The organism is Autumnicola aciditolerans (assembly GCF_041679265.1).
GTDB lineage: Bacteria > Bacteroidota > Bacteroidia > Flavobacteriales > Flavobacteriaceae > Autumnicola.
The window spans coordinates 1-19760 of sequence record NZ_JBGFSM010000025.1 but is presented as its reverse complement, the minus strand read 5'-3'; the positions used below and the strand labels follow the sequence as shown (position 1 = coordinate 19760).

Annotated in this window: 20 protein-coding genes and 1 pseudogene; 2 read left to right on the top strand and 19 right to left on the bottom strand. The window is 35.3% G+C overall.

What is annotated here, in order from left to right:
• Positions 1-143: 143 nt before the first annotated feature.
• The 10 genes and pseudogenes from AB8M93_RS17740 to AB8M93_RS17690 form a co-directional block, all read right to left on the bottom strand.
• Positions 144-1049 (bottom strand): IS1595 family transposase, encoded by a 906-nt coding sequence (locus AB8M93_RS17740; protein WP_373060164.1) that lies wholly within the window; start codon positions 1047-1049, stop codon positions 144-146.
• A 248-nt stretch (positions 1050-1297) separates the two neighbouring features.
• The gene (locus AB8M93_RS17735) at positions 1298-2272 is read right to left on the bottom strand and encodes an L-histidine N(alpha)-methyltransferase (protein ID WP_373060162.1); all 975 of its coding nucleotides are present in this window, start codon (positions 2270-2272) and stop codon (positions 1298-1300) included.
• Positions 2273-3159: 887 nt separating this feature from the next.
• On the bottom strand, positions 3160-3312 hold the full coding sequence (locus AB8M93_RS17725; RefSeq protein WP_373060160.1) for a hypothetical protein: 153 nt from the start codon (positions 3310-3312) through the stop codon (positions 3160-3162).
• 300 nt (positions 3313-3612) lie between these two features.
• Positions 3613-3843 (bottom strand): DoxX family protein, encoded by a 231-nt coding sequence (locus AB8M93_RS18780; protein WP_489671768.1) that lies wholly within the window; start codon positions 3841-3843, stop codon positions 3613-3615.
• A 127-nt stretch (positions 3844-3970) separates the two neighbouring features.
• Positions 3971-4309: a helix-turn-helix domain-containing protein gene (locus AB8M93_RS17715; protein WP_373060156.1), complete on the bottom strand. Its 339-nt coding sequence runs from the start codon at positions 4307-4309 to the stop codon at positions 3971-3973.
• Positions 4310-4484: 175 nt separating this feature from the next.
• Positions 4485-6467, bottom strand: coding sequence for a conjugal transfer protein MobC (mobC, locus tag AB8M93_RS17710; RefSeq protein ID WP_373060166.1), 1983 nt, complete (start codon positions 6465-6467; stop codon positions 4485-4487).
• 18 nt (positions 6468-6485) lie between these two features.
• Entirely contained in the window at positions 6486-7790 is a 1305-nt protein-coding gene (locus tag AB8M93_RS17705; RefSeq protein ID WP_373060154.1) for a relaxase/mobilization nuclease domain-containing protein, read from the bottom strand.
• Positions 7778-8167, bottom strand: coding sequence for a plasmid mobilization protein (locus tag AB8M93_RS17700; protein ID WP_373060152.1), 390 nt, complete (start codon positions 8165-8167; stop codon positions 7778-7780). Before AB8M93_RS17700 ends, AB8M93_RS17705 begins: the two co-directional genes overlap by 13 nt.
• 224 nt (positions 8168-8391) lie before the next feature.
• Positions 8392-9291: a DUF8464 domain-containing protein gene (locus AB8M93_RS17695; RefSeq protein ID WP_311533315.1), complete on the bottom strand. Its 900-nt coding sequence runs from the start codon at positions 9289-9291 to the stop codon at positions 8392-8394.
• Positions 9292-9391: 100 nt separating this feature from the next.
• Positions 9392-9832 (bottom strand): annotated as a pseudogene (locus tag AB8M93_RS17690) (AAA family ATPase); the annotation flags it as partial.
• 206 nt (positions 9833-10038) lie between these two features.
• Here AB8M93_RS17690 and AB8M93_RS17685 point away from each other — a divergent pair.
• A complete protein-coding gene (locus AB8M93_RS17685; protein WP_311533314.1) occupies positions 10039-10329 on the top strand; it encodes a hypothetical protein in 291 nt (96 codons plus the stop codon).
• 14 nt (positions 10330-10343) lie between these two features.
• On the opposite strand, the gene AB8M93_RS17680 is transcribed toward AB8M93_RS17685, so the two are convergent.
• The 3 genes from AB8M93_RS17680 to AB8M93_RS17670 all read right to left on the bottom strand — a co-directional run bounded on the left by AB8M93_RS17680 (position 10344) and on the right by AB8M93_RS17670 (position 12268).
• Positions 10344-10553 carry a hypothetical protein gene (locus AB8M93_RS17680; protein WP_311533313.1) on the bottom strand — a complete coding sequence of 70 codons (210 nt, stop codon included), beginning with the start codon at positions 10551-10553 and terminating at the stop codon, positions 10344-10346.
• Between the two features lie 323 nt (positions 10554-10876).
• The gene (locus tag AB8M93_RS17675; RefSeq protein ID WP_311533312.1) at positions 10877-11161 is read right to left on the bottom strand and encodes a hypothetical protein; all 285 of its coding nucleotides are present in this window, start codon (positions 11159-11161) and stop codon (positions 10877-10879) included.
• Positions 11162-11701: 540 nt separating this feature from the next.
• Positions 11702-12268 (bottom strand): DUF6904 family protein, encoded by a 567-nt coding sequence (locus AB8M93_RS17670; protein WP_373060150.1) that lies wholly within the window; start codon positions 12266-12268, stop codon positions 11702-11704.
• A gap of 86 nt (positions 12269-12354) precedes the next feature.
• On the opposite strand from AB8M93_RS17670, the gene AB8M93_RS17665 reads away from it, so the two are divergent.
• The gene (locus AB8M93_RS17665; protein WP_311533310.1) at positions 12355-12681 is read left to right on the top strand and encodes a hypothetical protein; all 327 of its coding nucleotides are present in this window, start codon (positions 12355-12357) and stop codon (positions 12679-12681) included.
• 70 nt (positions 12682-12751) lie between these two features.
• On the opposite strand, the gene AB8M93_RS17660 is transcribed toward AB8M93_RS17665, so the two are convergent.
• From AB8M93_RS17660 to AB8M93_RS17635, 6 genes are all read right to left on the bottom strand, one after another.
• Positions 12752-12874 (bottom strand): type I restriction enzyme endonuclease domain-containing protein, encoded by a 123-nt coding sequence (locus tag AB8M93_RS17660; protein WP_489671769.1) that lies wholly within the window; start codon positions 12872-12874, stop codon positions 12752-12754.
• 11 nt (positions 12875-12885) lie between these two features.
• Positions 12886-13044 (bottom strand): hypothetical protein, encoded by a 159-nt coding sequence (locus AB8M93_RS17655; protein WP_311533309.1) that lies wholly within the window; start codon positions 13042-13044, stop codon positions 12886-12888.
• A gap of 11 nt (positions 13045-13055) precedes the next feature.
• Positions 13056-14060, bottom strand: a complete 1005-nt coding sequence (locus AB8M93_RS17650) for a PDDEXK nuclease domain-containing protein (RefSeq protein WP_311533308.1) — start codon at positions 14058-14060, stop codon at positions 13056-13058.
• A gap of 62 nt (positions 14061-14122) precedes the next feature.
• Complete coding sequence (locus AB8M93_RS17645) at positions 14123-17785, bottom strand: YobI family P-loop NTPase (RefSeq protein ID WP_373060148.1); 3663 nt, start codon at positions 17783-17785, stop codon at positions 14123-14125.
• An 8-nt stretch (positions 17786-17793) separates the two neighbouring features.
• Positions 17794-18393 carry a restriction endonuclease subunit S domain-containing protein gene (locus tag AB8M93_RS17640; protein WP_311533306.1) on the bottom strand — a complete coding sequence of 200 codons (600 nt, stop codon included), beginning with the start codon at positions 18391-18393 and terminating at the stop codon, positions 17794-17796.
• A gap of 207 nt (positions 18394-18600) precedes the next feature.
• A complete protein-coding gene (locus AB8M93_RS17635) occupies positions 18601-19518 on the bottom strand; it encodes a hypothetical protein (protein WP_311533305.1) in 918 nt (305 codons plus the stop codon).
• Positions 19519-19760 lie beyond the last annotated feature (242 nt).

Here is a 19760-nt window from a genome sequence, read left to right as displayed (position 1 = left end):
GCGCAGAGTTACAGCATTTATGATAAACTTTATGAAAACCGCAAAACCCTTGGCCTAATAGCAGGAACCTTTTTAGGTGCTGCGCTCTTCTCTGCACTCACGGGGAAAGATGATTAAAATGAAAAATGATTATCCGTTTAATGTCATAACCCTGTAATATTGGCGATTATGAGCCTATCAAAAAGGTGTTCTCCAAAATACCTCCGGTTCAACTTGTACACAAATTCATTTAAGTATAGCTGTAGATATTTTCCCTTGATTTTATGATAGTTCCCAAGCAGGTTCCGCTTAGCATTGCTTATTGCAAGGTGCACCCATTTCAAAGTTTCTTTAGTAGTGTCCTTATTGGATTTTTCACTGATATGAAGTTCCACATAATCAGCGATATCCACATACGAGGTACTTTTGTCGGTAAATACGATACTCTTTTCATCTATAGATTCGCTCACCGTTTGATTAATCTCCCCCGCCGCATGGCTGGTGAGCACCTTCGCCTTAAAATAGCCGGCCTGTCTTGATTTTTTCCCGGTCTTTATATCTTCCAAAGGAGTGGATTCTGCCATGATGGCCACATTTTGTTTTCCAGCAGCTCCCCGCCCACGGAGGCCTTTATCCTGTTCTACTTCAGATGATTCCACTGTAAAATAGCCTTCATCCATCTCGACCATTCCTTCTAAAGTATAGCGGGCATCCCGCTTGCCCATCGCTTTTCGTATTTTGTGCACCATCGCCCAAACCGGTTCATATCTTTTCAGGCCTAGCTGAGTCTGGATCTCTTTACTGGAAAATCCTTTTTTAGTAGCGCTCATTAAAAACATGGTTTTGTACCAGGTCAAAAAAGAAAGCTTTGAACTTTGCATGATCGTTCCACTGCGAAGGGAGATCCTACTCCTACATTGTTTGCACTCATAGCTCCACCTGCTTTTGATCCAAAAGTGTTCCTGGCTTCCACATTTGCATACAACCCCCAGCTTATCCCGCTGCTCCTTAAAATGCATACGGCAGGCTTCTTCACTATCAAAATTTGCCGTAAAAGTAAATAGATTCATATTCCTAATTTTCAGGAAATTTACACAAAATAATTACATTATGAGTGATTACGGATATTCAAAAAATGAAATATTCATTTATTAAAATGCAACCCATAATCATTTTTCACTTATAACTTTTCTAGTTTGCGGTGAAACAAAAATACTATTATGCAGGCTGATTTTTTTATTGGCCCGTTTTTTTCAGATTACAAGGATGTGAATTTTAAGAAAAGCTTAAATAACTCTTGTCTCTGTCACTGACGGTTCTAATAGTCAATTTTAAAGATATAATTTTTATAATATTTTTCTTTATCAGTAAAAGATGTCTCCACTTGCAATCCAGCTTCTCGGGCGAGCCAATTCACTACTTTATCGTCATATTTTTGAGAAATTTCAGTATGAATTGTCTCCCATGCATGAAACTGCACTTCAAGGTTTAAAGCTTTAATCTTTACCTTTTGATTTAACTTGCTAACCAAAAAACTCTTGGCTGTTCCTGATTCTGGATCATAGGTTTCCCAATGTAAAAAGGAATCGGTTTTAAAATTGGCATCCAGTTCAGAATTTATCCTTATTAGCAGGTTTTTATTAAATGCTTCAGTTATTCCTTCTGAATCACTGTAGGCATCAAGTATCTTCTGCGGGGATTTTTTCTGGTCAAATCCCATAAAGAGGATATCTTCTTGCTCCATAGCGTAGCGGATATTTTTCAGAAAGTCTATGGCATCTTTGTGATGTAAATTCCCAATATTTGACCCCAGTACAATGATAACTTTCTTCCTGCTGTTGTAATTGGATAATTTTTGCAGTGTTTTAAAATATGTTCCCCGCTGCGCTTTTACTTCTACTGTAGGTAATTCTTCTTTTAAAGAAGTAACTAATTCTTGCAAAACAGAAGGACTTATATCTATGGGTAGATAGCTGAAATTAATGTTCTCTTGATTTAAGTAACGCAATAACAATTTTGTTTTTTTACCGTCTCCTGCACCAAGTTCTATCAGATCAAAGCCATCCTTTCCATTAAATATTTCAGAAATGGCCTGAGTATTTTTCCTGAGGATTTCAAATTCACTCCTTGTTAAATAATACTCTGGCATGTCCATTATTTGCTGAAAAAGCTTATCTCCTTTTTGGTCATAAATATACTTTGACAATAAGTACTTTGGGTAAACAGTTAATCCTTTACGTACATCTTCTTCAAATGTAGGTTCATAGGCTATGGCTTTTTCTATCTTCTTCATTTTTTTATGATTTTAAAATCAAATTGAATTTTATAATATCCACTGTAGAGCAATTCCTACCACAACGGTTATGGCCAGACAACTGGTGTGTTCCACAAGTTAATCAAAGATTGCACAATTTCCACATTGTTCATAGATTCCGTCCAGATAACTGTGGTGGTTATAGCCATTACAATAGGCATGGAGTAAGAGATGAGCTGCCCCAAAAACGCAATCCCTCAATCATTCTGTAAATGACCTTAAGTGCCCAATCCGAAATTAAAAGAGCAACCATCATATAGGCCAGGGCAGCGTTAATAAATAGTACTCCTGTGCCTATCCTGGCCAAAACTGCAGATTCAGAAAATGGCAGCACTCTTATTGCCAATAAACTAGCCACCATGAAAAGAATAGGGGCTGTCTCATAAATGATTCATCGCGTTTTCGGGGCTCTAAATCTTCCTGAATAAAATATCCTGTAAATATTGAAAAAGGATAAACAAAATCCCAACTTTTATAAATCGACCAGTGTTCCACCACCATTATAGCATAGATTCCCAGAAAAATTGATGCTAATATGAGTATTATCATGATTCAGGTTTATTTATCTATTTCCAATGGTGAAATTCCTAAGGAGGTCACAGCCACAAGGGCTTCTGAAAACTCCTGTTGCATTGTCACCTTCGGCATTACACGGTCAGTTTCGTTGAAGGAGATTCTAGTGCTAATTGCACCACCTTCCCTCTTGACAGTTTCACCTTAAGACGAGCTGTATCTGTTGCTGTTTCAATGAAGGCCCTGTCGGCTTTACTCCAGAAATTTCTATTTCTCAAATAAATTTTTTCCGGAATTTTTTTCAGCGGAAATGTGTCTTATCATGCTAAGGCTTTGCTTTATTTCTTTCAATCTTACCTGAAGTTCCCCCCAAGCCCGTATTCCCGCTTTAAATCTTCGTTGGCCGAAATCATTTCTTCTTCCTCCTCTTCTTTTTCTGAATTTTCTTTTTCTGAATTTTCTTTTGAACTTTCCTGATTATTGCACGAAATAGCTATTCCTGACAAACCAACACTCCTACACCGGCAACCCATTATCCAATCTTTCGAATGAAGCCTCTCCTGGAAGTCTCCTGTGACTTATTTTCAAGATCATTATTAATTTTCATATCATCTTATTTAAAATTTATTTTTTAAGTTTATGATCCATAGACCAGGACCCGCCTCCCTTTATCAAAAAAAATAAACTTCCCAGCCACATGGCAAAATCGGTACTTATTTCGTGAGCCGTGCTCCAAAATCCGTAGTTATTGAATTCCCGCAGGTTAAACGGTCCAAAACCTGCTCCAAAGGCAATAGGGATTTTAGTTACACTAATGGAGCCACGGTCATATTAATGAGCACTGCCAAAGCGGCCCCTCTTGTTAGGAAACCCAGTAAGAGTAAAACTCCGCATAAAATTTCAGACACCCCTACGAAATTTCCCCAGAATTCGGGGTTAGGAAAACCAATTTTATCAAATCTGCCGTGGCCTCTAACCTTCGGATATAAGAATTTTTGTATTCTTCGGAAATATACACCGCACCCACCATCAACCAAATAATAATGATGGTCTTTGAAGCGTCTGTCGTCAATATTTTTTGAAACATGTTTGATTTTCTTGCTGAAGTATAAAGTTATGCAACAAGAATCTCAATCATTGGTCTATTTGAAAAAGCTGTGGTATTTAATAATTATCATTCCTAAAATTTATCGGGGTTTGCTCCACATGCCTTTTAAAGTATTTGGTAAAGTGTGAATTGTCATTAAAATTAAGCCGGTGCGCAATTTCACCTATGGTCACATCTGTGTAAAGCAGTAGTCTTTTTGCTTCATTGATATTATGGTCTGCAATAAACTCGTTAGAAGATTGCCCGGTTTCTTTCCTGCAGATGGCATTTAGATTCTGGGGAGTGATATTCAGCTTCTGTGCGTAATATTTCACTTTATTGGAGAGTTCTTTCTCCCGGCTCAAAAGTTCCGTGAATTTTTGAAAAATGTTATTACATCGCCAGGCATTTACCATAAAGTCGAAGGCAAATTTTGCGAGATTACCTCAATAAATTCTGCTATAAATTTAACAGGAAATTTTCAGGTAACTATTTGTTAGATAAACTGATATATAAAACAACCTCTCGATATTGGTGCAAAAACGTTTAATCAATTTCGTAAGTCTATTAGAGAACTTCAAAGTCTTAATTCTACTTCCTCACCACCAAATGGCTCATTCCCGGGTCATTTAACAAGCGTTCCATTTCTGATTGGATAATATCCTGTATATCCTGTTTGATTTGGAAATAGTTTCGCTGCACCATATCCGAATCCAGCTTTCGGATGACTTCAATGTCCTGGTAATTTTGTTCCTCACGCTTAAGGCTGTCGTGGTCATTGATAATCTCACAATGGAAGGCCTTCAGGTCAATCTTACAATCTGGATTATCGGCTACCATACCCACGAATTCACCGGAACTCAACCCTGATATTTTGGAAGGTGGTATCGCTGCTTCTAATTGTTGGGATCGGCTGATGGAAGTGTCCCCACTGTTAATGGAATAACTCTCCCTGTCCTGCATAATTTTCCCAAAGCGTTCCGATAGTTGTTTAGCAGTGTCTCCGGTAACCTGACCGCTAATAATATTCCCTGTAATATTCATCATCACATCTGCCTGCTCACGGCCGTAATCTTTGCGGAGCTGACTAAAATCCTGAATACCCAGACAGGTAGAAACTTTATTGCTCCGGGCAGTGGCAATCAAACTATCCATATTGTTCAGATAGATAGTAGGAAACTCATCAAAAATGAGACTACTCTTTAGCTTTCCTTTTTTGTTCACCAGCTTAATTAAGCGGTTTACATAGAGGGATAATACCGCTCCGTAAATCTGTATTTTTTGCGGATTATTTCCCATACATACAATCTTTGGATCATCCGGATTATTAATATCCAGATTAAAATCATTACCCGATAACACATAGTATAATTGTGGGGAGGAAAGCCTTGCCATTGCCACTTTTGCGGAAGCGATCTGACCTTCCAATTGTTCCATAACATCATTTAGGTACGCATTAACAAAAGGATTAATCAGCACTTCAATTTCCTTTTCGGCACGAAGCAAAGTAAACAGGCTATCATAATCTACCTGCATTAATTCTATCACATGCGGCAAAGTGCAAAATTCTCCATCCTTGTATTTTTTCAAATACCAGATAATAGCCGTTAGAAAGTTAATTGGGGATTCCACAAAGAAATCCCCCTGACGTTTAATCCATTCCCTATTTAACCCCATCAAAATAGTACGGGCACTTTCTGCTGCATCGGTAATATCGGTCATTGCTGAAGGCTCTAAGGGATTGCACCGATGGCTACGGGTAAGATCATCGAAATTAATCACATAAAATGCCGGGGGCTTGATATATCGATGTTGGTTTTTCAGCCAAGTGTTATAGGCTATTTTGGAAAGATCATCAAACTTAAAGTCGTACACAAACATGGTAAATCCTTTACGGATATGCTGGGTAATCACATGACGTATTACAAAGTAGGATTTCCCGGAACCGGGAGTTCCCAATACCATAATCGCCCGAAATGGATTAATGATATTGACCCAACTTTTCCGTTGCTTGTCTTTTAATTGGTACCTCGCAGGAAGATTAATTGAATATTCATTTTCCAGCAACCGTTCTTCCTGTGGAAAGGTTTCATTTTCTTTATTAAAAATATCCTTTTTATTGATTTTATCCCTGATAATTCGGGAAAGTAAGGTACCTCCTGTCAATACCAGTAGAAAACCTATTCCAGTTAGAACCATATACAGAATAGCAGTCGTTATTATAGGTGTATTCAGCTTCATGCACAGATAGCTGATGAAATAAATAAGTAATCCTGTAATCAGGTAGGCAAAAGCCGTTCTGTGGTTTAGTTTTTCATCCTTTTTCCCTTTGGCTCCTAAAAGAGATATCCCCAAAAAACCAAGGGCAATTAATTTCGATTTGTGAAAATTGCTGAACAATCCCGTCTTATAAATATTGCTTAAAATACGGTCGCTAAATGTGCTTTTCCATCCCCATAGTTCAAAAGCACTATAGCAGTAATAATAGAAATGGATGATTAATATGGTAATGCTGATAAGCCTGGTCATATCCAGTATCTTTCTCAGCGCCTGTTCATTTTCTCCGGTGTGCATTGCCATAGCTTTAATTTTTTAGGGGTTATTATTCAGGTTTCTTTTTTTCTTCTTTTTGCGTTTCTTTTTAAGCTGATTAGGTAAATAATCTGAGGTGTTTTCTGCCTGGGTCAAAACTTCTAATACATTTTCTTTTCCTGTTGGTATAGTAGCATATTGAACCTCTTTATCAGCTTCTTTGGTTTCTGCCGCAGCGGTAGTCTGTGGCTGTAACCCAATGGTCTGTTTCGGGTCGGGATGCTTTAGCAAATCCTTTCCCGAAACTCCTTCCGGTAAACACCTTTCCTGAATGGCTTTGGCACTATAGGCTTTGCCTAAAGCGCTCCCGTTAAAAACACATTTGGTTTGATGATCCACATAGGTGATTCCGTATAAAATTCCGTTAGCATTTTGCCTAAGCACGATATGAATACCTTGTTTTTCCAATGTTTTTATTAGTTCCGGGATGGATATCTTTTTTGATAACAATTCCTTATCCACCGCATTTTTAATCCGTCTTTTAAAAGGTGTTCGTTTAGTGGCATTTTCTTTGAATTTCTGCTCTAAAAATTTCAAGGTTGGTTTATTATAAAACAGGCTGGCTTTGATAGGAACCCCTACCGCATTCCCGTCAGCATCCAGTACCCGATATAGCAATCCACCGGTTTGGTAAACCTTTGAATTTTCCGTTCCTCGTTCTGCCTTTACATTGTATTGATTAAGTACTGCATTCAGCTCCGGAAGGCTGGTATATTTGTATGGATTCAACACATTTTCCAGAATGTTCTGAATAGCCATTTTGGTTTGTGATTTACCATACATTGCCTTACTTACAGTTATGGGTTTTAACTGATAATTTTCATCTTTTTTTTGAGCTTCGGCCTGCACCAAACCAAACTCTTTTTCCAATGCTTTTCGGGCTGGTTCAGACTTACGGATACCTAAATGGTGCAGGTCAATTCGTTTGCCATCGGCTTCGATATTGGTAGTTACCAGATGGATGTGTGGATGCCCTGCATCCTGGTGTTGATAGACCAGATAAGGTTGCTTACCAAAACCAATTTTATTCAGGTAACTGTCGGCTATTTCAAGCAGTTTTTGCTTTGACAAATGGTTTTCTGAAACATCAAAATTGAGTGAAATATGGACACTATTCCGTTTTGTTTTTTCATTTAATTCCATCTGTTTTAAAAAGCGGTTCAACTTCATGGTAAAGCTCATTTTATCCGGGTCAACCGGATAATTTCCTGCCCCGATACATTCCGCAACGCCTTGTTTCACTTTGTTCTCATTGTAGTTTAAAATGCGGTGAATGGAGTGCCCTGTTTTGATTACTGCAACCATTTTTCTGCCATTTTTTGGATGTGATTTTTAATCTCATCCACCTTATTGAACAGGGTTCTTTTTTCTACTTCATAGGCAATCAGCCAGCTTTTAAATTCTGTGACTTTTTGAAGTGTATGGAGCTTTTTTACCGCCTGATTAAAGTTGTTGCCTACATGGTTAAGTTCCTTTCTAAGCTGAGCCATTTCTGCCATAAAATCATCAGCAGATTGGTTGCGATACGTCGTTACAATGGGCTTTTCAAAAAGGCTGTGACGAACATATTCACTCAGCTTTCGGCAGGTGCTGTGTTGCCATTTCCTTTCAATTTTTTCATACTCATCGGGTGTTAACCGCAGCCCGATAATGCGTGTCCTGTTTGATTTTGTTCCTTCCATCTCCTTCTCCTTTATCTTGAAAAATTCATTCTATACGCCCTGCCCACGAGTTCCGAGTGATAGGCAGCAAGATGTCGGTTGTTTAACAACCGTTCATCTTGCCGTTTGCAGGAACGTTGCAAACTCATCGTTTTGCCAATGTCTCCCGGATGCCTATTATTCACTTTCAGGGATTTTGGCAATTCTCTAAATAGTGAGGTTTTCTAAAATGCTTAGAAATACTATCACAGTTTACTCCCTAAGCGTTTCTTCTGCTGCTTCTCAATATGCACAAGCCAGTCATTAAGGTCTTTGTAGTTTCGGTAAAGCCTGCTTTTATCATGATACTTATTTCCAATAGACAATGCTTTTCTGGCAACTTTTTGCCCGGCGGCATCATTGTCCAGGTACAGCTTTATTGACTTGTGCGATTCCAAAAATGGGCGTGCGTTTTCATACAGGGAAAGGGAATTTAAAATGACAAAATCAGAAGTATTATTTACCTCATTTTCTCTGATACTTTTGAACGAAAGAAAATCCATAAAGCCCTCGAATACTGTCACCTCATCAGAACCATTTTTTACAGTAGTAATGTCCTTTGGAGAACTGCTTGCTTTGAAGTAAGGATTACGTATTTCAAATCCGCCGGAATCATTTTTAAAACCGATTCCGTAATAGCTTTTGGCATTCAGTTTATAATGTACTTCCAGGCAATATTGGGTTGCAATTTCCACAGGAATTTTTCGTCGTTCCAAATAGCGAATCAATGCATACGAACTAAGCTCAATCTCTTTTAAAATTTTAAGTTGATGCTCAGGTTCACCTTCTCTTTTGGGAATACTTTTTAAGGGCTCTTGAAAAGAAAAACCACCATCTAATTTTTTTAGAAATTCTCCAACGGAACAATCAAAATATTGAATCCCAAAATCGATAATATTACCTCCCTTACCAAGACCATGATCGTACCATCGGTTCAGTTTTCGATTAACCTTGAAAGAGGGCGTTTTTTCCTGCCGCAATGGAGAACGATACCAATAGTCATTGTTCCTGATTTTTGAAGGTTCATGACCTAACAAGGAGAGGTACTGAACCATATCCATTTCCTTAGCTTCCTCAATGGAAAGTTTTTGTTTCCTGAAATCCATAACTACACATTTTCATCTTCACTATTCAGTTCACGGACGTAAAGTTAAACAAGTGGTATGGCTTCCACCCATCCTCTCTATATTTTGAACAGGATGGTAGTCAGCAGGTTAAAAGATAATCAAGAATAAATTTTGCTCTTTTTAAAACTGTGGTTTCAGGCAGTTCAATCAATTTATACCCCAAGAAAGAATGGCTTTCTTTCATGTTATGATACGTGGCAACTGCTTCTTCAAAAGTCTGTTTTTTGTCGGCATCATTTACGTAAATTGCTTTCCAAGGTGAGGTAATAAAAACATTAATATAATATCGGTTTTCTTTCGCTGCCTGCCATATTGTTTCAGGAATGGAAATTTTGCAGGGTTTTAGGTATCCGATGACATCTGGAATACCAAGGTCAAAAAATGTTAATCCACTCTTCTCCGACACATTTTGAAAATCTTCAAAGGATTGCTGAAACATAGACATTGCAAATCCTTTTTTGTCAAGCCACGGTAAACGATTTCCATCTGTTTTAAGTTCTTTGTGAATAATGCTTCTACCAGTTTCTTCAACGGAATGTTATCCTATAACTGTAAGTTGTTCTACCACCGAAGTCTTTCCCATTCCGGGACCTCCAGTAATAATGAGAGCGTTTGATTTATTTTCCATAGCTCTAAAAATTATCTCCTCTATATTTTGATGAGGATGATTTCTTTAACTCCTACTATTTTTGTTACTGATGTTGAATGATTTAAAAACGTGTGATTATGTTGACAACGAATGATGTAGCCAAAGTGTATGATACGATATTAAGTATCCCTGGTATGAATGACACAGTGAAGATTGATTTGAGGATCTCACGTAAAAATGTGCTATTACTAAACCATGTAATTGAGCGTGGATTGGTCGTTAAAGATGATGAGAAGAATAATGGACTTTTATCCAATGTGCCCGAAGAAAATCTGGAAGAATTGAAAAGTATTGCCGGTCAGTATCTCGAAAAAGCCGGACTGATTGAACTCAATGAAAAGCTGAATGAGTTAGGAAAAGGGAAGTAAAGTATTCAGGCTGGTTATTCGGTTATCCAGCCTTCTTCTTTTCTGATATTCTGAACATTGTTTGCAATGAGCCAATCTTCAAATAAAGAATCGTCAATGGGAGTAAATTTAATAAATTCTCCTGATGATAGCATGATGGTAAAATCTTTTGCTACGGTAATGTATTTGAGGAGTTCTGAAGCTGAATACTGAAATCCGGGAAAATGCTTGGCGGCTGCTTTCATATCAATATGGATTAATACCGCCTGATTTAAAATAGCGCAGGCAGCAACTTACAGCACTGAGGTCTTAGGAAACCTAACAACAATAAGTGCGCCCACGCAATAGCATGAGCGTTCTTCACTTGTTGTCCTGCTGTTATCGAAAGTTCCTAAGTTTCAGTGCCGGACTCAAAGCAAAACGCTTCAAGAATATTTTTTACAAAGATAGTTTTTTGAATCTTAGATGGAAATGAAAAAATTTCTATTTAATTATGTAAGCTATTTGAAAATAAAAATCTTCTGAGTATAAGCGAAATAATGAAAATGAATTACCCTCTATTTTAACTCTAATTTAAACGATCCAGGATTTTTATCATTTCCAGAAGCGTACCTTTGGGCTCTATTTTCCCATCTTCCCAATTTTTGAGTTCCTCAATAAGACTACTACCCGAATATACTTTCTTGATTTCTCCACTAAACGAAAATTCCTTTTCTCCTTTTTTGTTAAATAGCATATTTAAAGTTTCAAAGCATCTGTCTGCAGTCTGCTGACTATCAAAAATCAGGCTGGTCAAACGCTGCTTCTTGTAATAAATAGTCAATTCTGCTACCGTTTTTCTATTTTCTTCCATATTAATTTCTATTAAAATTGACCTGATATTTACAACCTTAAGTTACTTTAAGCTCATCTTCTTATTTCTCACAACTTGAAATGTAAGAAAAAAGGATCACATCCTTTGGAAGGCTCAATTTACTTATTACACACAGAATATCTCCCACACTACGGTAAATAACTACCTGCGTTTGTTCAAAGCCAGGAACTTTTTCTTTCCCATACTACTATTCCGAATTGCTTATTTTAGTAATTTGTAAATATTATAATATTTTAAGTCTTATATTCAGCCTCGGATGGCATTTCCCTGGTGATGGTATAAGACTTATTTTATAAGCCTTAAATGGGACTTTGGATTGCAGTCTCCTTATGCGACGGTTTAAGGTTTTTAAAAGCAGCTTTAGATAGTTTTGTAGATTTTCAAAAATCAATTCTGTCTGAGAGCTGCTTTTTCACTTAACGATTACCAAACTATTTCAGGATAATCATGATAATTTAATTCTTCTATATTACAGCTTAATTCCTTAGCCCTGCTTACCATATCAGACTTCCACATTCTCTATGCTGGCGAATATTGGGAATAAGCCATTAACAAATCTGGTATACTCCGAAATCTTCTTTTTCCCGGGGTCTTGCTTAAATATTCTATATTAATGGCCTGCAGCACTAAAAAAACCAGGTCATTATGTATATCAATTCCTTGACCTAGGAAATTTTGAATTTTTTGTGCGCCCTGCGGATCATAATCAAATAAGGCTTTTTTACAATTATATTCCAGGATATAAAGGTTTGCCTGATCCAGGGCATCCAACACTACATAACCTGCATTATAGCGAAGAACAGAAATCAAATAAAGTAAGCCTGTCCATAGGTATCTGAAGCCTAAATATTCAACCTTATTCTCAGAATCAAAAACAAAATTTTCTTTCAACCTGGAATGCTGGAAGGCCTTACGAAGCTCGTAAGCAAAGCCCATTATTATATCTGATTTCCCCTTCTCTTCCTTTTTATATTCATTTACCCTCTCTCCTATTTTGTGAATGGTTTCATACAGGCTTGTTAAGTCACCGTAATCACCCCATAATTCTATTCCTGTCCCTTTCCTGGTTGGGTTACTTTGAAGCATAAAGCATTTTAATTATGTATTCTTTTTCAAATATCACCATTTAAATCAATGTAGTATATTTAGTAATCACCAAATATTCAATAATTATGGAAGAGCAGGGAGCATTTAAAGAAGTACAATTTCACGATGAATTCAGGAAAGAGGTCATTGACAAATTACTTGAATTACACCGTCAATTAGTTTTACTCGAACATCTTGAAAGGGGATCAAGAATGCCATTTTTGAGAAAGATAGCGATTCTTCGTGATTTTTTTTGGGATTCAGATATTGAAGAATATTTATACGATAATGAAGATCTTGGATACATATATAATAATCTGGAGAGGTTAATGGAAAAACTTAAAATTTATGAGCCATTCCCTAAATGGTCTTATCGAAAGCCAAAGTCATACAAATTCAAAAACTTTTTATAGGGTATTTTTACTATTTGAGTGGTTAAATATTTACACTGTTAGTGCCAGGCCTTAAATTTTAGGGGTTCCTCTAAGCTGGTCGATTCTTCTTAAAATTCTCCGCCTGTTCAAAGATTTCTTCATAAACCTCGTCTCGTTCCACTGGCGGATAACCGTGTTCATCGAGTAGTAGTAGTAGTAGTAGTAGTAGTATAAGCCCGACTTTTAAAGCTTTGCCAAGAGAAATTCCCGAAGATCACTTTCAATGAGCACTTCATCTTCCTGTCGGGATATGGTTCCTCCTAATTGATGCTTGTAACCTTCCTGCTCCAGCTGCGTGGCAAAAACACTTTCCAGTTGTGCTTCGGTAAACTTTTTACTCATTCCAGCCTGGTTTATTGTAATTTTTTCTGTGCTATACGTTCCCGCGCTGCGACCAGGGCATGATGTATTTTTTGTTCCAGTTCTTTTTTCGGTGGCAATTCTGTCCAGTATTCGGCGACCATGATCCCGTTTTTATCCATTTCTAAAAGTTCTATTTGTTCTGAACTGGCTTCAGCACATAATATTAACCCGATGGGATATTCTTCCCCGTTCTGTTTTTCGTACTTATCAAGCCATTTAAGGTAAAGTTCCATTTGCCCCTTATAGGCCGCTTTAAATTTGCCTATTTTCAATTCGATGGCTACCAGTCGTTTTAATTTCCTGTGATAGAAAAGCAGGTCCAGATAAAAATCTTCCCCGTCTATAATCATTCGCTTTTGGCGTTCGATAAAAGCAAATCCTTTCCCCAGTTCCAGGATAAAATATTCCAGTTCTTTCAAAATGGCGGCTTCCAGGTCATTTTCAAGATAGCCTTCTTTTAATCCTAAAAAATCCAGGAAATAAGGGTCTTTAAAACTATGCTGCATGGCTGTGCCGGAATGCGACAACTGACTGTTGGCAATTTCTTTGCGCTCAAAAGCTTTTCGTTCTATTTGCTTCCGGGTTTCCCTTACACTCCAGCCTTCTTCTGCTATCTGGTGGGCATAAAAGTTTCTGGTTTCTTTGCTTTTTATTGGGAATAGTTCCACAAAATGCGACCAGCTTAATTGTCTTGATAGGGAATCTACAATTTGAATATCGGGATAGATATCGGCAAATTGCATCATTCTCCTTACATTTCGGGTTCCAAAGCTATTCCCGTAACGCTTTTTCAATTGTGACGACACCGTTGTCACAATGTTTTTACCATAATCTGCCCGTTCATTTTGCAGTATTTCCTCATTTATGCGTTTGCCTACTTCCCAAAACACCAAAGTCATGGTACTGTTTACCTGTACCGCGATTTGATGTTTTCCCTGTTCTATAAGCTGGCTTAGCTCCTCTACCAGGTTATGTTGTAGGCCGTTTTTATTCATGTTGTATTTGTCTTGTGCTATAGGAAAGCGGTTAGATTATCATTGGATTTTATAAACATGGTTTATTTTCTAAAGGTTGTAACTTGAATAAGATCCTGTTTTTCTTTTATTTTAGAGATTTTACCTTCCTTTTTTAAGAGCTGGAAGAAATTAATCAAGATGTCAGATTTTTCAAAGTAAGGCATTGGTCCTTTTTCATTTAAATGTTTATAGTCCCCTCCTAAGGAATTTAAAAAAGACGTTATAAATTCCTTATCAAAAGAAGTAGGATTATTAAGGAATAACTTTATTTTCTCATTTGTTTTTAAAAAGGATTTTAATAAAATTGAAGAAATGGATGAATCAGACAATTTTAGTTCTGTATATTCCAAAACCATTTTTCCAATTAGAGTCAGTGCTTTATTATCCGTTATTGCGTTTTCCGTTTCGAATTTTTCAATTAACCTTATCTTATGAGAATCAGCTAATCTAGAATTTCCGAGGATTTCCGCTAAATCAGGCTCTGAGAGAGTAATTTCTGCATATATTTTGAAAAACTCTGAAATATTCAGGATAATAAAGATAAGATGTAGGGGGGCAAAATTTGTTCTTAGTTTGTTATAATTCTCTTGATTGAACCATAATTTATGCTCATCTACTAATGCTTCTACTTTTTTTACGGATATACTTTCAAAGCTTAATTCTTTAAAAGCAAGCGGTACGGCTTTTAAATAAGAAATATATAATTCATCGAGAATCTCATTGTTTAACAAGAAATCACGTCTGAAACTTAGAAATTCCTTATCTGTTTTAATAGAATTTTTTACTAGAGATTTAGCAATTTTTGGATTATTTAGGAAACCAGTAAGTGTTTCCGAAAATGAATTCTCCTTTTCTTGATAGTAAGAAATTACATTTTTCCAGGTAGGTTCTATCTTTAAATTTTCAAGTAAAAAATCACTCAATTCTTTAAGTTCTTCTAATTCAGAAAGGGAAGGCAATAGAGTTTTGGTTTGAGAGATTATGTTTTCTTTACTTGCCTTTTTGATGTCTGGATTGTTTAGTAATTTAAGTAGATAGTCCTGTTTTTCTTTGAAGTTATCTTTTAGTTTTAAATAAACCGAATTGACATACTCCTCTATATTCTTTTCTACATAATTAATTAAGCTATCACAACCAGACGATTGAATGGCTGCATAATTACTATGATTAAAATCACTGTCCCTGTATTCACCGAATTCCTTTATCATTATCCTCAACATATAGGGATTGATTTCATAGTTATTCATAGAATAGATGTACTCCCTTATTTTATTAGAGGAATCATCCCATTTTAATGATTTGAATTTTAGATCAAAATGATCTATGATTTCGATTTGTCTCTTAGAACCATTTACTACTGAAAAAAAATCTGATTTTTCATTTAACACTACTTCTAATTGGGAGGTAGAAGCTATTTTTTCTATATCTTCAATTTCAGCGTTATTAAGAATAAGGGAAAGATAATTAGACCTTTCATCTTCTGAAAGAGAGCTATCTTTTTCAATGTAACGCCAGAAATGTGTCCAATTTGCACATAAAGTTTTGACGAATAATTGTAAATTTCCGCCTTCTTTAATGTAAGAATAATTGAATTTTACAGAAATATCAGATTCATTTGCTAATTGTCGGAAGAATATTTCTTTCTTGGTAGCAAATTTACGGCTCTCAAGAAGGTGGCCCAACAGTGAATAATTAAGAACATAGCTTTTCTCAAATTCTGAATCACTTATTTTCTTTATCACATTATCTACTTCATCCAACTTATAATTAAATTCGCTTTCAGATTCATTCCTTACATTCATTAAGAACCAGTGATCTCTTTCTGTTATGCTACCTGGATAGAAGTAAGAAATATAGTTAAGGTAATCTTCAGCTATGTAACCATTCCGAATCAAAAGAATAATTAATTGTTCCTGCTTAGAAGGTTTTGAAGACAAAGTGATTCTTTTATTCTTTAGAAGATATTTTATTTTAGCACTTTTAACTCTTCTTTTTTCTTCCTCTTTTTGATTTAATTTTTCATGTATATCCTTAATTCTTCCAGAATTTTTGCTTTCAATTTCTCTTTTTCTTTCAGAATATAATTTTTTTGGATCCACATATGATTCTACATCAGAAAATTTAATGTTAAATTGTCTATTATACTGGTTCTCTCTATAATAAATTGTGCCACTTTTTAATTTTTCGAAGTTTTCCTCTTCTAACATTTTTTCAACGGAATAATTGGTATTTGCAATACGAAAATATGTTAAGCTGTTTGCACGTTTTATATATTCCATAAGGTAAACTCGTCTCAATTCTTCCATATTTTTAGGTAATGCTTCTTCCAACTTAGCCAGCTCACTTTTTAAACTTGAAATTTCCTCATTAATTTCTCGGATTGTATCGTTTATCCAAGCGGATTTTTTCTCTACTAGGTTTTTATATAATAGGCCTTGATTTTTCCCTAGCATAACAAAATCTTCAGGATAAATATTTTTATATACGATTATTGCGAAAAGTTTATTTTGATATTTCTCACCTTTAAATTTTTGAAAGTAAATATGGAATTCGTTTACAGTATTATACAGAAGCCGCATATCATCTACATAAAATGCAACTTGATCTATCAATTCTGTAGATAAAGAATAATCAAATTTTCCTAATGCTCGGGTTAGTTGTTCATTGGAGTTAGAGTAGTTGATAACTGGTATAACCGGAATTATGAAGTCGAAAAATTTTGTACGATCTTTATCCTTAAACATTTCATCACGAATAGCATAAATAAAGGTTACGGTACGATTAATCGATTTTGAATTATTTATTAAAAGATTTATTTCGCGAAGTTTGGTAAAAATCTCTGTTTGCTCAAAACGATCTAAATCCTCGATAATTACAACATTATAATCTGTTACTTCAAAAAAATATAATATTTCATCCAGATGATTATTTAAAATAGATTTGTCTATTTTATCCGCAACCTGAATTTCAAAATTCTGAAAATTTAATTTACTAATTGTAAATTTTTGAGAAAACTCAACTATACCTCTTAGGAAATAAAAGCAAAGTATCATTCCTCCAATGGCCAATAAACCCTGTAGGATATATGCGAACCATAATTTAGGTTCCGGCAGATTCATTAAGGATCGGAGATAGTGAAAATTAAAAAAAGTAAATAATATGAAGATAAGTCCAAATAACAACCAAGTGGTCTCCTGAATTTCCTGGGGCTTTAAACTCCTTATCTTTTTGAACCGAGAATCTGGTATGTTATCATATTTTTCATGATAGAAGATTTGTTGAAGAATACTTAATTCTATTAATCTTAATTGGTCTTTAGTACCCATCAGAGACCCTGTTGTTCCATTTGTGATAGTTGAAAGGGAATCAACATTTTGTTTAAGCTCATCATTAGTTATTTCTCTACGTGAGAATGCATTTTTGTCTTCTACCTCTTTAAAAGTTGCTAATGAAATATTTAAAAATTTCAAATTTTCATTTGTGGTTGTCTCCTGAAATGTTTTTAAAATACTGCTTTTCCCAGAGCCGTAGGTTCCTGTGAGAGCGATATTCTTAATATCTTTCTCTTTCCTGTTTAATAATGCCCATTCTAGGGAATCACAGTAAAACTTATGTTTTTCAGGATCACTTACAGGTGATAGAGAATTAAATGGAACATTTATAAAGTCTTCAATTTCCTGATTTTTTAAACTACCTTTACTCATAGCTAATATTATATTGATTCTTCTATGGTCGCCATTTTTGACAAGACAATTGATTCAATTTTTTCCATCTTGAAATTTTCAGAACGTTTAATCAATATTTCCTGAGATAGAATTTTGGCTTTACTCGCAAACCGATTTAAAAGGTCATCATTCAAAGGAATTGCAATCAGATATTTCATAATCCAATTCTTATCTCCTCTTGGCATTTTTGTCCCTTTACTTCCTGATATTACATAATCAAAGAAGATATCTTGTTCCAGAGTATAATAAAGGAAGGTTGGATTAATTCTACCGTTTAATTTAAAGCAGATAATATCATTTGAACATCCCCCAGCAAAATTAGCTTTCCAGATTTTTTTTAAGTACGGACGGATATTTGAGATTAATATGTCTCCTACAGTAAATTTAGTCACTGTCTTTGAATTGGGAAGATTAGTAGCTGCGGTTATCCCTTTTCTTTCCGGTAACATATTTTCTGTTGAAATGTAGTTTTCCAGATTCAGCTCTTTAATATTTATTCTTTCTTTCGAATAATGAGTTAACTTTTTTAAAGGAAGAACTTCCCACCCCTCAGGAATTTCCTTGTCGAGTTCATCATTAAAAACCATACTTCGGCCAGAGGATTTATAAGGCTTTCCATCTTCATTAGGAAATTCAAAATCAATAAACCAATGTTTATAAAGTGCCTGCGCGGTTTCTTTCAGCTTTTGGTTTATCTCTTCATTAAAATCAGGACTACCCTATGATGAGCATTTTGTATCAAAAATGGGATAATTTACTTGGATGTTAGCTCAGTTCTTTATTGTATGCAGTTTTTATTCTACATCATATCTAGTTCCATCTTTGTAAATTATTGCTGATACATTATAAACTCTTTTAGCTCCAGGAATTATTTCTCCTTCCATATCTAATTTCTGACTAGTTTCCAGATCACAAATTATACTAGTTCCATTTGAAAAACTTAGATTTCTAGTTATCACCAATTCTTGGAAATAATTATCTTTCATTGTAAAACTGAATGAGTTGTCATTATAGATAGCCTTCCATTTTGATCTATTTCTTCTTAGAACCGGAGAAACAATTTCTAACTCGACTTGTTCCAAAAACTCATCTTCTATCTCAGCTTCTTCAATTATAAATTTATTAAAGTCTGCTCTAGGGACAATTTTCTCTTGCCCAATTGGTTCTAAATTCCTGTCCAATTCTTGTGTTGAAACTTTACTAATTTTTTCTTCATTTAGTAGTGTATTGTAAAAGTTAGATTTAGATATTTTTACCTTATTGGTTTCAGCAAGTACAATTGATAAGTTCTCAATTATTAAAGTATTAGCTTGCGTATTTTCTGGATCACTATCTTCTAATTCTCTTTTTAATTTCTCTATTGACAACCTGAGTTCTTCCTTTTTCAGCATTTCCAACTCAGCGTCAGTTTTTATAGAATTCCCAACTACATCTGAAATTATAGTTGCTGAAATTCCCGCTAAAAACGCACCTATATATTTTGCTTGTTTTTTATGCTTTAGAACGAACTTGTATATTTCCTTTATTCCACCTTCTTCTAAAGCATAAGCCTCAGTTACAACTTGTATATCTAATATTTTAGATACTTCCCCGATAATTTTTAAAAGCTCATTCTCTGCTTTATTTAAAGTGTAAGCATTCATTGAATGAGATTTGTCACTTAAGTAATAATGGATTTGAAGTGCATTGGAATCTTCGTGGAATTCGATCATAAAATTTATGTTATAGTTAGTATTTTCTCAAAATTGCATACAACTGTTGCGGTTAACGACAAGTGCCGCGGAGTTATGGAAGCGGATTTGTCGGCTTAACGCTTTGGTTTGTTATGGAAACTAAGTTAGTTCTTTTTGGCAAAACCCGGCATTTGCGATAACCGTTGTGCCTGTTGCACAAGTTAGCTAAAAGTGCTAATTTACTACATGCAAGGCAAGAAAAATTATCAGGAAAAACTCTT